Source organism: Kordia sp., from assembly GCF_965224175.1.
GTDB lineage: Bacteria > Bacteroidota > Bacteroidia > Flavobacteriales > Flavobacteriaceae > Kordia.
Genome location: NZ_OZ245041.1, coordinates 3503432 through 3517459, shown reverse-complemented (window position 1 = coordinate 3517459; position 14028 = coordinate 3503432). Strand labels below are relative to the sequence as shown.

Genomic DNA, 14028 nt, shown 5'->3' with positions numbered 1-14028 from the left:
TCAATGACCATTTCAATTTGGAGATATAGCCACTTATTGTTGGCTATATCTTCTGCTCTTTTTATAGCAATTGCTTCGCTCACAGGAATTATTCTAGCTTTTGAACCTATTTCAAATCAGCTAGAACCGTATGCTGTGGAAAATTTAGACGAAATATCTGTTGCCAATACGATTGCTGTTTTACAGAAAAATTATGATGAGGTTATTGATGTAAAAGTAACAAACGACGATTTTGTGATTGCTTCTGTGATTACAAATACAGGTGATAGTGAAACATTTTACCTCAATCCAATTACAGGAGAAAAACTCGGTAATCTTGTTGAAAAAGCACCCATTTTTGCATTTGCTACCAATTTACATCGTTCTTTATTTTTGAAAAGTACAGGACGATTTATCGTAGGTTTTGTGTCCTTTTTGTTGTTTTTAATTGCGATTACGGGAATTTTATTAATTGCAAAGCGTCAAGGCGGAATGAAACGTTTTTTCACGAAGGTTGTTAAGGAAGATTTTCAGCAGTATTATCATGTGCAATTAGGCAGAATTATGTTGATTCCGCTTATCATCGTCACTGTAACTGGCGTGTATTTATCTTTAGAAAAGTTCTCGCTACTTCCATCGTATCAGGTTTCACATCAAGAGGTTGAATTTGACTCACTTGTTTCTAAAAAAGTAGCATCAACCGATTTTGAGTTGTTTCAAAATACTTCTTTAGCAAGCGTAAAAAGTATTGAATTCCCTTTTTCGGAAGCCGTTGAAGATTATTTTTTGGTACGACTTCATCATGAAGAGCTACAAATACATCAATATACAGGTGAGATTTTGAGTTCGTATCAATTTCCTTGGGTTGCCATTGCGTCCGAATGGAGTTTGATTTTGCATACTGGAAAAGGAACTATTCTCTGGTCAACTGTATTGTTATTAGCATGTTTTGCGCTTATTTTCTTTATGTTTTCTGGTTTTAAAATGAGTTTGAAACGTACAAAGAAACAATTGATTCCGAAGAATACTTACAGTAAAGATGCTGCCGAGTTTATTGTTTTGGTTGGATCTGAAACAGGAAATACCTACCGTTTTGCAAGTTTGTTTTTTGAGTCGCTTCTCGCGAATGGAAAAACAGCGTTTATTTCAACATTAAACCAATATGCAACTTATAAAAAAGTCAAACATTTAGTCGTTTTTACGGCGACATATGGCGAAGGAGAAGCACCCACAAATGCTAAGAAATTTGAATATTTAGTTCAAAGTATACCACAAGAGCACACCATTAGTTATGCCGTTGTTGGTTTTGGTTCTTTAATGTATCCTGACTTTTGCAAGTATGCTATTATGGTGGATGCGATTTTACAGCAACATTCAAATTTTGTTCCTGGAATGCCTTTATTTAAAATTAACAATCAATCGTTTACTGCTTTTCAAGATTGGACAAAACAATGGTCAAATTACACTCAGATTCCTATTACAATTGAAAAGCCTGACGTTCGTATGAATCTGAAAAAATTACGATCATTTTCTGTGATAGAACGTTCTGATTTGAATGAAGACGCTACGTTTTTAATTCGGTTGCAACCAACAAAAAAATTAAAGTTTCAATCGGGCGATTTACTGTCTTTTTACCCTGAACCCGATTTTGTGGAACGTTTGTATTCTATTGGGCGAATTGGAAATGATATTGTATTGAGCGTCAAGAAACACGAATTTGGCGTGTGTTCATCATACCTCAGCAAATTGTCAAATAATGACTTGGTTCAAGCAAAAGTTAAACGAAATCATGAGTTTCATTTTCCACAATATACAGATGAAATTGTGATGATTGCCAACGGTACAGGAATTGGTCCGTTTTTAGGAATGATTGACGAGAATAAGCAACAAAAGAAAGTACACTTGTTTTGGGGAACACGTACTAAAGCTTCTTTACATGTGTATAAAGATATTATTGATAAAGGTTTAGAAACCCAACAACTCACTAATTTTCATGTTGCGTATTCACAAGAAAATGCTACGAAACAATATGTACAAGATTTGATTTCAGAACAACGAGATTTTATAGCTAATGTATTGAAAAATGAAGGCGTTATTATGATTTGTGGCGCAGTTGCCATGCAACATCAAGTATTGGATATTCTGGAAGAAATTGTGACTTCAAAATTACAGGTTCCGTTGAGTGATTTTGAACATATGGAACAACTAAAAATGGATTGTTATTAAATTTAAAAAGAAAAAAATGTGTAATTCATTAACAACAATTGCTCGTGTAAATAGCGGTGTACTTACTTTTTGCAGAAAATGTAAGATGTATCATTTAGAGTTTATAAATATTTATCTTGAGTTTACTGAGGAACAGTTTGAAGAGTTTAGAAGCTATTTATCAACGATTGAAATTGGATATTGGGAATATAAATATGCTGGTGTAAATATTAAGCGAAAGATTCCGATTCCTACTACACAAAATAACTTAATGTTGTTGTTTAATAGACATGAGATTAACGAATTAAAAACTTTGTTTTTTAGCGAGCCAACTTCAAAAAAACCAATGCTTCATGTCTCTCAAATTGATTATACGTTGGTTATGAATTGATTTCATATTTACTAAAAATCATCTAAAAGTATTTTTAGCTTAAGCTAAATAAATATTTACTCAACATTAAAAATAGAAATCTTTGAATGAAATTCTTAGATTTTATTCAGTATAATTTTGCTACATTCTGTACAACCAACTTTCAGGATTTAATCGTGTTGTATTTTTGAAGATTGTGAATTTAAGTTCTGTTTTTCCAGTGCTTCTATTGGTATGCATGACACCGATGTTTTGTTTTTGAGATACTTTATCTCCTGTTTTTACGGAAACTGATTTGAGTCCAAAGTACGTTGTAATGTAACTTCCGTGTCTAATTACAACACATTTTACTCCTTCGTTTGTGCTAAACATATAGGTAACTTCTCCTCCATATATGGCGCGTACTGGTTCTGCTACATTTGTTGCGATGATAACACCATTACTTTCTTTGGTTACATTTGGGTTTACAACATCTCTATATTTTCCGTATCCTTTTACTTTGGTTCCTTCCGCAACTGGCCAAATGAGTTTTCCTTTGTTTGCAGCAAAACTGTTTCCAATGGCTTTGGCTTCAGGTGTTAAAGCAAATGTTTTGTTACTTGAATTTTTTCCTGCTTTTTTGTTAGAGCTCGCAATAGCATCACGAATTATTTTGTCTATTTGGCGGTCTATTTCGTCTGCTTGTTGTTGTTTTTTCTTGACTTGTGCTGCGTATTTGTTTTTATCTTTTCGCAACGAAGCTAGCATTTCGTTTTGCAGCTTTTTTTCCTTTTCAAACTCTTTTTGTACTTTCCTATTTTCTACAATAAGTACTTCTTTTTCCTTTTTTTGTGCAGAAAAGGTTTTGTTGAGTTCTTGTAATTTTTGTGTGTTTGTCACAATAGCTTCGCCTTGCTTTTTACGATAGTCTGTGTATTGTTTCATGTATTGCACACGTTTGTATGCTTGCAAGAAACTTTCAGATGATAGTAAAAACATGAGCCTACTTTGTTCAGATTTGCTTTTGTATGATTTTCGAATCATTTCTGCATAATCTGCTTTTAGCTTTGTTAATTCGTCTCGTAATTGTCCTATTTTCTTGATATTTGTATTGATTTGATTCGTCAACAGGTTTGTTTGTTGGTTCATCACTTTGATCAAGTCTTTTTTGACGCGAATTTTATGACTCAAGCTTTGTACATCTTCTACAATGAATTTTGTTTTTGAAGTGTTTTTACGAATCAGTTTGTTGATGAGTCGTATTTCTTTTTGCAAACGCAAACGTTTGGCTTCTAATTCCTTCTTTTTGTCTTGCGCCATACTTATACCACTTACAAAGAGTATTAGTATGACGATGATTTTTTTGTATGTATGTTGATTGAGTATTGACTTCACTAGATTTTGATTTCTTTGTATCCACTTGGAATTTTAAACGGGAAACGTACTTTTTCGTTGAATGTTATTTTTCTGTATTCAACTTGAATTGTAGTTGTTTTGTTGAGTTCTTCCGCTTTTATTTCAACATTTTTCGGGAATGCTTGTCCTGTAATTTTTTGATATTCTGGATAGTCAATAGTAAGCAAGCGTTGTTCTGCCGATTGTTCTAAACGTTGTTTTTTTACTTTGAAATGAAACGCATCTAGAAGAAATAATCGTTTGAAAAGTTCAAAATCACGCTTTGGTGTTAAAGCGTATGTTTTGTCTTTTATTTCAGAATCAAATCGTTCATCTTTTAGATTAAATAAAGCATCGCCAACTAATAGGTTTTGTACTTTTTTGAAATCGAGCTCTGTGCCTAAAAAATTGCTAATTAGTCCAAAATCACCTTCAAAATAAGTGTTGTCTAGTTTGTTATAGAAACTTACTTTTTCTGGTGTAATGTATACTTTTACTAAAGAAAGCGTTGCGCTTAACCAAATGGCTTCATCTTTTTTCATGCGTAAGCTTAGCGTGAAACTTTCCTGCGTTTTCCCATCATCAAAATTCACTTTTAGTTTCCCACGAATGGTTTTAAAGTTGAGTGTATTTTTGTAATGGTTTTTAATGATATTTCGTGTAGACAAATTGGCTACTTCACCTGTAGATACGACTGTTTTGGTAGATTTACAACCTACTAAAAGTAGTACTATAATACTTGTAATGATTATTTGAATGCTGTGTTTCAAGTGTTTCGTTTTAGTCTGCGTAAACGCTTATTGTATTTTTTTACGATAAAAATTCTCCTTTTTTGAATTGCCCATTTGCTTGTAAGCCACAACAAAGGTTTGATAAAATTCTTTTTCAAGCGATGCATCATCAATGATATAATCTAAACCTATTTCGAGCATTTCTATCGCTTTCTTATATTCTTTTAACGCATTTAATGCCTTTGCATTGTATAAATATAGTTTTGGTTGCGAAGGAAAGTCATTTAAACCCATTTTTGCCAATCGATTTGCAGCTTCAAATGATTTTGTTTGTAACGCATCTTCTACTTGATCGAGAATGCGCTTGTCGCCTCTTACTCTAGGTTTTGGCGTCTGTTTGATAACTTCTGCTACTTTGCCGTCAGATTTGTTGTTTTTGCTTACCTGCTTTTCCAGCATTGTTTTCATATTGGCTGCAGTAAAAGATAATCCGCCTTTTTTTTCTAGTTTTTCAAGTTGTTTTAAAGCTTTTTTGTATTCGCCCATTCCCACATAAACCTTCGCTACGTCTTCTCTGAATGTCGGATTGAGATAGATGATTTTTTTTCCTGTTCGCAGTGCTTCTTGACGCTCATTTGTTTTGAGTTGTGAATTGAATAATCCTGTAAGATACCATTGATTTTGTGGTTTTTTGTTGACTGCTTTTTGAAACGATTCTTTTGCTTTGTCGTATTCTTTTTGAGAATAGTAGTTTTTCCCTAATTCGAATGCAATGGTCGCATTATCGTCAATAGCTTTACATTTTAACAATTCATCAATAGCGCGATCATAGTTTTCTATTCCGCGTTGTTTTAAAGCTTCAAAGAAATGTTCTTGAAACTCGTCAATGTTTTCTTCTAAGGATATTTCAGCGCTCTCTTCTTCTTGTGCATGTACATACTCAGGAATGAGTATTGACATTCCTGAGAGTAATAATATGTACATGTATTTTTTCATCTTTTTGTGTAATTGCAATTAGTATACCTTGTTACAGCGTATTTTACATTTTACTCGATAATCGAGATTTAAATGCTCCGACGCTTGCATCGAAATGTTTTTAATTGTTTCCGTTCAATGCTTCGTGGGCTTGCCTCGAAGTAATTGACTCTATAAACTTTCGTTTTTTATTCTAACGTTGAATAGTCGCCAATGCTAATTTTGGTAAAGCTTCCATCAAATTTTGCATGGTTTCCAATCATTGCTTCCTCTAAATTAGCATTTTTTACCGTAGTATTGGTTTGTATTAAGCTATTTTTAATGGTAACGTTCTCTAGTTGTGTATGATTGCCTACAGAAACATTTGGTCCAACTGTTGAATTTTTGATGATTACATTTTCACCAATGTAACATGGTGGAATGATTTCTGAGTTGATTATTTGTGCAGAATCTGCTACTAATTTTTCGTTATCAGTATTTAAGAAACCTAACATTTTACCATTGGTTTCAATGGTTACATTTTTGTTTCCACAGTCCATCCATTCATCAACTTTTCCTGTGACAAAACGACGACCTTTTGCCATCATTCCTTTTATTCCGTCATTAATTTGGTATTCGCCTCCGTGTATGATGTTGTTGTCTAAAACGTACTGTAATTCGTCTTTTAGTACCGCTACATCTTTGAAGTAATAAATTCCAATAACTGCTAAATCTGAAACAAATTCGGCTGGTTTTTCAACGAGTTCAATGATTTCGTTATTCTCATTTAGTTTTACAACTCCGTATGCTTCTGGATGTTCTACTTGTTTTACCCAAATTGCAGCATCAGCTTCTTTATCTAGGTTAAAGTCTGCTCTAATGAGTGTATCTGCATAGGCAATTACTGCTGGTCCAGATAATGAATCTTTGGCACACATGATGGCATGACCTGTTCCTAAAGGTTGATCTTGACGATAGATACTTGCTTTTGCACCTAAACCTTCTGCCAATTCTGTTAAACTTTGTACAACATCGTCTCCAAAAAATGCTGGATCACCTAGTACAAAAGCAACTTCTTCTATAGGTTCACCTAGTACTTTTGCTATATCAGATACTAATCTGTGAACTATTGGTTTTCCTGCAATTGGAATTAATGGTTTTGGAACTGTAAGTGTATGCGGACGAAGTCTTGATCCGCGTCCTGCCATGGGTACAATTATTTTCATTTCTTGTAGTTTAGTTTACTTTTGCTTTTGGCTTTGAGCCGCTAGCTTTTTTATTGTTGTTTTTATATCGCTTTGCTCTTGTTGTGCGCTGTCTTTTTTTGTGAATTCGTTGATTTGTTGCTTTTAGTTATAACTCAGCACTCTTAACTTTTTACCACGAATTCACGAATATTTTTGCTTGTTTGACTTGCGCTTTGTTTGTTATTCCTGAATATTGATATTGTGTTTTTTAGCTATTTTTTGAAATGTATCCATCATATTTTCTTTCTTCATGATATCATATAACATAACGATAATACTTTGTGCGTCTTTGTGATATGGCGAGTTTATCTCTTTGTACATGATAAACGATTTCATTACGTTGTCTAATGATTTTTCGTATTCTTTGGTTTCCATATACATTCTACTAATACCATAGTAACCTTCTGGATCATTTGGATAGATTTCTATAAATTTTTCGTAACTCTTTATCGCATCTTTGTACTTTTTTAAATAGGATTGTGCGATTGGAATATTCATTAATGGTACTTTTCCTTTTGGATCTAGTTTTAATGATTTTTTATACGCTTTTATAGCTTGTTTGTAATTTCCGAGTCTGCGGTAACTTAATCCTAAGTTATCCCAAGCAAAAGCAAATTTTCTATCTTTTTTTACTGCTTTTCTGTAAGCAACTACCGCATTTTCATATTCACCTCTTTGGTAATGTTGAGTACCTTCATTATAGTATTTTAATGCTTCTTCTTTTTCAGATACTGAGTTTTTATGCTTTTTGTCTGAAGTCATAATGACTTGTTTTAACGCACTGCAGTTTCTCAGTAAGTATTCTTCTATTTCATCATAGTTTTCGTCTAAAATGATTGTATTGTTATTAGGATCAAATTCAATGGAAACTGTATCTTTTTCAGAAGTCATTTTACCTAATGAATCCTTGACTTTTTCGAGTTGTTGCAGTAACGAATTGCTCATTTGGTCTGCTAAAATTTCTGCCGTAATACAACTTTTTATTTTTTCGTTTTTTTCAACATCTTCCAAGTCTGAGTCAATCTTGGCAATACATTCACAAGCACCTTTTGATATTGCTTTTACTTTTTTTGTGAGTTCAGCATCACTTTCTTGTGCTTTTGCTATAAAAGCACTCAGCAATAATAGACTTAATAGTACTGTTAGTTTTTTCATATCGCTTTGCATTTGATGTTGATCTTTGCTTATTTCTTGTTTTGCTTACTCAAGAGTAATTTTTATCACGAGTTGTTGTTACTTGTTTAAATATACTTTTTAATTTAAAATTTAGCATTCAACATTTATAGTTTCTACTTTGTTCCTGTACTTCCAAATCCGCCAGCACCTCTGTCTGTTTCTGAAAGTTCGGTAACTTCTTGCCATACTGCTCGTTCGTGTTTGGCAATAACCAATTGTGCGATTCGTTCTCCGTTTTCAATTGTAAACGCTTCTTTGGATAGATTGACAAGAATCACGCCAATTTCACCTCTGTAATCTGCATCAACAGTTCCAGGTGCATTGAGTACTGTAATTCCTTTTTTTGCAGCTAAACCGCTTCTAGGACGAACTTGTGCTTCAGTTCCAATAGGCAATTCAATGAATAATCCTGTTTTTATAATCGCTCTGTCCATAGGTTGTAGCGTTACTGGTTCTGATAGGTTTGCACGTAAGTCCATTCCGGCGGAAGCCAAGGTTTCATAATGTGGTAATGCGTGCTGTGATTTGTTGATGATTTTTATGTTCATTTGGTTTTGTTTGTACTTATGTGGTTTTGTCTATTTGTGTATTTGTTGATTTGTTTTGCTTACTCGAATATGTTATTGTTACGAATTCACGAATTGTTTTTTTGAGTCTCTTATGTTTTGAATTAACACAAATTTTTAGCTTGTTTGCGTTTTAATATTTATTGTTTATTCAAAAGTACTTTTTTATTTAAAATTCAACCTTTATAATTTTTTAAGATCCTTTGTTTATGAGACGTTTAAGCTCTTTGCGCTCTGCTACATAAATTATTCCCAAAAATACTAAAACTAATGCAGTTGCAATGATATAGTTGCCTCTAAAACCATCATAGAACGATATTGCTGATAGTACTGAAGCTAAGAGTATGTAGCCAATAACTTGTTTTATATTGTATGGTACTTTGTAATGTTTTTGCCCAAGAATATACGAGATGATCATCATGCCGCCATACGCCACTAAAGTTGCCCAAGCCGATGCCATGAAACCTATTTTATCAATCATGACTAAGTTGAATATAATGGTAACAATTGCTCCAAAAATAGAAATATACATTCCGTAGCTAGTTTTATCGGTGAGTTTATACCAAATAGACAGATTGTTGTAGATTCCTAGAAAAAGATTCGCTAATAGAATTATCGGAACAATGGCTAAGGCATCCAAATATTCTTTTTGTCGAATTAATATACTTGCAAAAAGATCAATGTATGCTACAACGACCAGCATGAATACAGCTCCCAAAATAGCAAACCATTTTAAGATGGTCGCATAGTTGTTTTTTGCGTTTTTTTCTTTGGCGTGATTGAAGAAAAAAGGTTCTGCTCCTAAACGAAAAGCCGTAATGTACAAGGTCATGAATACACCTAGTTTGTAACAAGCCGCATATTTTCCCATTTCCGTTTTCCCAATTATATCTGACAAGAAAAGCTTATCTATGTTTTCATTGGTTACATACGCCAAACTTCCCACCATAATTGGCAATCCGTATATGAGTAGTTTTTTTAATATACGCGTATCCAAAGACCATTTTATTTTTAAAATATTTGGTAAGAGTAATAATAGCGTAAAAAGACTTGCACATACATTGGCAAGGAAAATATAAATAACCTGAGCTTCTCCTTTTACATAAAAGTTGAGCGCGTCAGGTAGTATTTTTTCTGAAAGAATCCCGTTGGGAATTGCCCATAAAAAAAGAAGGTTTAGAAATGCAAAAATTAGAATGTTGGCAATTTTAATTCCTGCGAAACGAATGGGTCTATTTGTAACTCGCAAATAAGCAAATGGAATAACGACAATGGTGTCTAAAAAAACGGTCAATATTAATATTTGAACGTATATTTCTTTCTGAAAACCAAAAAACTGTGCGATTTCAGTTGCAAAACTGAGTCCTAAGATTAAGAATATAACCGTAGTAATTAGTAGCGTGACAAATGATGTAGAAATGATTTTTCCTTTTTCTTGTTCTTTGCTAAAAAATCGGAAGAATGCCGTTTCCATTCCGTATGTGAGCAGTGCATTTAAGTATGCAGCGTATACATAGTATTCGGTATTGATTGCAAATTTGTTAGATTTTAAAACTTCCGTATGTAATCCAACTAAACCAATATTGACTGCACGTGGCAATATTGCTGCAATTCCATAGATTATAGTGTCTTTAAAGAACTTTTTTAATGCGCTCAAGGAATGTTTTGTTTAAGCCTTAAAAGTATTGATTTCTGAGGGCTTTCCCAAAAGGATTTTTCCCCTGATTATTAAAGGGTCAAGCCCAATATCATTTATTGCCTATTTGGTGGCGCACTTGGATAGTACAACGGAAACTTATCTACAATATTTTTTAGCTTGTAATAGTTAAGCGTTCCGTTTTCTTCATAACTGATAACAGCTTCGTCATTTGCGAGCGTAAACGGAAAGTCTTGCTGTACTTTTGGCGGCTCGTTTCCAGCTTCTTTTTTATGATTTTTGTGTAACACAATATCTTTTTCAACAGTATTAACAAAACGCGCTATGTACAATCCGTTGTTATCTGTAGCAATGTCTTCTATGGTGGTTTTCCTTCCTCTGAAGAAAAATTCTTTTAGAACAATTTCTTTTTTGTTTAGGTTTTGAATTGTAAACTGTACATTCAATCCTGTACCAGCTTCTTCTTGTCCTCCTGTCCACGCTTGTGCAAATGGATTGGTAATGGTAAAGGAAACTTTCTCCTGCATTTTCATCGTTTTTTGTGGTGACGAACAGTTTGTAAAACCGATAATCACGAGTATTGGCAATATTTTTTTTATGTGTTTGAACATGTGTGTTTTCTGTTGATTCGTGTATTTGTTAACTTGTTTTTCTTCAATAGAATCTTCAATCTAAAATATAACTTTCTGCAATAATAGTTCCAAGTTAATTAAATAAATCTCAATACAGACATCTTACAACATATTCGGTGACATTTTATTCTTCCTGCAAGGTTTTTAAGATTAACAGTTCTGCTAAGACTTGTTTTCGGATGAAATAAAATAATACGACAAAAGATACAATGTACGAGATGACAATGTAGTAAAAGAAACCTCTCGACAGGTATTGATAGAAATAATACATCATGATTATCACTCCAATATTGTATACAATTAATAAGATTGGAATGATTTTGAAAGCGAGCGTTTTTCTGTTTTCGTAATAGGAAATGAGTTGCGCTTTGAATTCTTCTAACGAAAGTAATACATTGAGTTTTCGCAATTTTTGTCGACTCCTAGCTTCTATGAATACACGAATAATCAATACACTGATGAGCAAGGACATTCCTAAGAGTGTTCCGCTGAATTTGTAAGCCGAAATGTAAAAGAAAAATAGGATGAGTATAATTCCTGTGATGCCTAAAATTAGTTGTGTAATTCGTTGTCCTTTGCGTACGAGTGCTAGTTTTTGTTTGGCTGGTTCAAAATCAGGAATGTTTGTTTCTTCTGATTGTTGTTGCCATGTGTTTTGTATGTCTTTAAATTCCATGAGAGACGCATTTTGTGAGTTTTTCTTTGATTCTGTGTACCAAGACACGAATGTTTTGGTGTGAATGTCCTGTTATGTTTGCTATTTCTTTTTGTGGCAAACCTTCTAATACTAATAAGATGACGATTCGATCCGTTTCTTTTAGTTGTTGAATGCACGCATACATTTGTTGTAAACGATTTTGATGCATTTTTTCTTCTTCCGCGACATTTGTATCATCTTCTTGCAATTGAGGCAAGCTATAGCTTCCTTTTTTGTTTTTTCGAATGTGTAATAAGCAAGTATTAGCTGTAATTCTATAAATCCAAGTTCCTATGCTGGATTTTTGTTTGAACTGATCCAAATGTTCCCAGACTTTTATGAACACTTCTTGTGCTAAGTCTTTCGCCAAAGTTTCGTCACCATTAACGTATCCAAGACAGAGTCTGTAGACTTTATCGTAGTGATTTTGGTATATTGGTTCGAATTTGTTGTTTTGTCGATTTGTCAATTTGTTGTTTTTTTAGAGCGCTTCGCTGTTAGACTTGTTCCTGCGAATGCAGGAATCTCTTAGACCGCTGCGCTTTTAGATGGCTTATTTTTATGTTTTTATTGGTTGTTGGCTTTTAGCTTCTGGCTTTTGGCTTTTGGCTTTTGGCTTTTGGTAGGTTCATAGTATATTTTATTTGAATCAACTGAAAACTGATAACTTTTTCACCACGAATGCACGAATGTTTTTTACTTGTTGGCAGTTTACTTCTGGCTTTTGGTCAGTTCATAGTATATTTTCTTTAAATCAACTTAAAACTGAAAACCGATAATTTTTTTACCACGAATGCACGAATAGTTTTTGGTCAGTTCATAGTATATTTTATTTGAATCAACTCAAAACTGAAAACCGATAATTTTTTTACCACGAATGCACGAATGGTTTTTGGCTGTTGGTTGTAGGCTTTTAGCTTTTGGTCGGTTCATAGTATACTTTCTTTAAATCAACTCAAAACTGAAAACCGATATTTTTTTTACCACGAATGCACGAATGTTCTTTATGGATTTGCTTTTTGAAACTTCTCAATACCAAATACTAATATCTCAAAACTATTTAACCACTAACTTTTTAACTTCTTTTAGAAACCATTCTGCTTGATCAAACATAATAAAGTGTGCTGAATTGTCAACATATACAATGTTTTTGTTTGCTAGTTTTTGATATTGTTCTGTGTATAGTTTTTCCACTTGTGGTTTTGGATAGAAACTAACTGCTGCCATAACCGTTACAGGAATTTTAATGGTTTTGATGGTTTCGCGTAAGTCCAATTTCATGAGATCAATATAACCATATACATAGGTTTTTCGGTCTGCTTGTTCCATCCATGAAACTAATGTTGTTTTTTTTTCTTGCGTTTTTGTCATTCCTGCTGCCATTTGCGTTGCCATTTTGTGGAAAGCGCTTTCGTCCATTTCCAATTGTTGCTTCGAAAACGGATTGTCATAACTTACTTTTTCTGGTGAGAAATCAGGGATCATTAATGCGCCAATACTCGGCAAACCATCTACAATGATCAGTTGTTTGTAGGTGTTTGGATGTTCTGCTGCTAACCATAATGCCAACGATCCGCCCATACTGTGCCCTATAATGGTTGCGCTTTGCAATTTTTTACGTGCTACATAGCTTTCTACATCTTCTTTGATGGTTTCTAGCCATGGAGATTTAATTGCTGGTACGTTTCCAAATCCTGCAAAGGTAAATACATGACATTCGTGAGTTTTGGATAATTCTTTTACGGTTTCTTGCCATACATCGCCTGTGCAACTGAATCCTGGAAATAATAAGATTGGATTTCCTTTTCCTGTGACTTCTACTTGAAATGATTTTTCTTGCGAGAAGATTGTAAATGAAATCATAAGACAACTTATAATCATTAATTTTCTAAAGGTTTTCATACTGTTTGTTTGTTTTATTTTCCCTTTAGATGCAGTTTTTTGAAAATGTTACAGAAAAAGTTTTTTAACTTTTTCAGATTGCTTCGCTTTTAGACTCGCTTACGCTGTTAGATGTTAGACCGCTTTGCTTTTAGATTGCTTACTGTTGTGGTTTTGTTGGCTGTTGGGTGTTGGCTGTTAGCTTTTAGTCGGTTCATAGTACATTTTCTTTGAATAAACTGAAAACTGATAACTTTTTTTTACCACGAATGCATGAATGGTTTTTGGATTGCTGCGTTTTTAGACCGCTTATGCTATTAGATATTAGATCGCTGCGCTTTTAGATTGCTTACTGTTGTGGTTTTTTTAGCTATTGGCATTTTGCTTTTGGGTTTTAGCTCGGTTCATAGTACATTTTCTTTAAATAAACTGACAACCGAAAACTTTTTTTACCACGAATGCGCGAATGTTTTTTGGATTGCTGCGATTTTAGACTCGCTTACTGTTGTGTTTTTTATGTTAAATATTAGCTGTTGAATTTTAAATTGATTCTTTCATA

Annotated in this window: 13 protein-coding genes; 2 read left to right on the top strand and 11 right to left on the bottom strand. The window is 33.5% G+C overall.

From position 1 onward, the window contains the following. Positions 1 to 3: 3 nt before the first annotated feature. Both ACOQOS_RS15230 and ACOQOS_RS15225 read left to right on the top strand, forming a co-directional pair. Positions 4 to 2205 (top strand): PepSY domain-containing protein, encoded by a 2202-nt coding sequence (locus tag ACOQOS_RS15230; protein ID WP_420571325.1) that lies wholly within the window; start codon positions 4 to 6, stop codon positions 2203 to 2205. A 16-nt stretch (positions 2206 to 2221) separates the two neighbouring features. Next, a complete protein-coding gene (locus ACOQOS_RS15225; protein WP_420571324.1) occupies positions 2222 to 2575 on the top strand; it encodes a DUF6686 family protein in 354 nt (117 codons plus the stop codon). A 120-nt stretch (positions 2576 to 2695) separates the two neighbouring features. Here ACOQOS_RS15225 and ACOQOS_RS15220 read toward each other — a convergent pair whose 3' ends face one another. The 11 genes from ACOQOS_RS15220 to ACOQOS_RS15170 all read right to left on the bottom strand — a co-directional run bounded on the left by ACOQOS_RS15220 (position 2696) and on the right by ACOQOS_RS15170 (position 13490). Next, positions 2696 to 3928, bottom strand: coding sequence for a murein hydrolase activator EnvC family protein (locus ACOQOS_RS15220; protein WP_420571323.1), 1233 nt, complete (start codon positions 3926 to 3928; stop codon positions 2696 to 2698). Continuing rightward, positions 3928 to 4698 (bottom strand): DUF4292 domain-containing protein, encoded by a 771-nt coding sequence (locus ACOQOS_RS15215; RefSeq protein ID WP_420571322.1) that lies wholly within the window; start codon positions 4696 to 4698, stop codon positions 3928 to 3930. The genes ACOQOS_RS15220 and ACOQOS_RS15215 overlap by 1 nt, the downstream gene beginning before the upstream one ends. 27 nt (positions 4699 to 4725) lie before the next feature. Next, positions 4726 to 5655, bottom strand: a complete 930-nt coding sequence (locus tag ACOQOS_RS15210) for a tetratricopeptide repeat protein (RefSeq protein ID WP_420571321.1) — start codon at positions 5653 to 5655, stop codon at positions 4726 to 4728. A gap of 167 nt (positions 5656 to 5822) precedes the next feature. After that, positions 5823 to 6839, bottom strand: a complete 1017-nt coding sequence (locus tag ACOQOS_RS15205; protein WP_420571320.1) for a sugar phosphate nucleotidyltransferase — start codon at positions 6837 to 6839, stop codon at positions 5823 to 5825. Positions 6840 to 7040: 201 nt separating this feature from the next. Further along, positions 7041 to 8015 carry a tetratricopeptide repeat protein gene (locus ACOQOS_RS15200; RefSeq protein WP_420571319.1) on the bottom strand — a complete coding sequence of 325 codons (975 nt, stop codon included), beginning with the start codon at positions 8013 to 8015 and terminating at the stop codon, positions 7041 to 7043. Between the two features lie 134 nt (positions 8016 to 8149). Then, positions 8150 to 8584 (bottom strand): dUTP diphosphatase, encoded by a 435-nt coding sequence (gene dut, locus ACOQOS_RS15195; RefSeq protein WP_420571318.1) that lies wholly within the window; start codon positions 8582 to 8584, stop codon positions 8150 to 8152. A gap of 211 nt (positions 8585 to 8795) precedes the next feature. Next, a complete protein-coding gene (locus tag ACOQOS_RS15190; RefSeq protein ID WP_420571317.1) occupies positions 8796 to 10259 on the bottom strand; it encodes an MATE family efflux transporter in 1464 nt (487 codons plus the stop codon). A 95-nt stretch (positions 10260 to 10354) separates the two neighbouring features. After that, positions 10355 to 10870: a hypothetical protein gene (locus ACOQOS_RS15185; RefSeq protein WP_420571316.1), complete on the bottom strand. Its 516-nt coding sequence runs from the start codon at positions 10868 to 10870 to the stop codon at positions 10355 to 10357. Between the two features lie 145 nt (positions 10871 to 11015). Beyond that, a complete protein-coding gene (locus tag ACOQOS_RS15180; RefSeq protein ID WP_420571315.1) occupies positions 11016 to 11567 on the bottom strand; it encodes a hypothetical protein in 552 nt (183 codons plus the stop codon). Continuing rightward, complete coding sequence (locus ACOQOS_RS15175) at positions 11557 to 12057, bottom strand: RNA polymerase sigma factor (protein ID WP_420571314.1); 501 nt, start codon at positions 12055 to 12057, stop codon at positions 11557 to 11559. Before ACOQOS_RS15175 ends, ACOQOS_RS15180 begins: the two co-directional genes overlap by 11 nt. 587 nt (positions 12058 to 12644) lie before the next feature. Next, complete coding sequence (locus ACOQOS_RS15170) at positions 12645 to 13490, bottom strand: alpha/beta fold hydrolase (protein WP_420571313.1); 846 nt, start codon at positions 13488 to 13490, stop codon at positions 12645 to 12647. Positions 13491 to 14028: the final 538 nt, after the last annotated feature.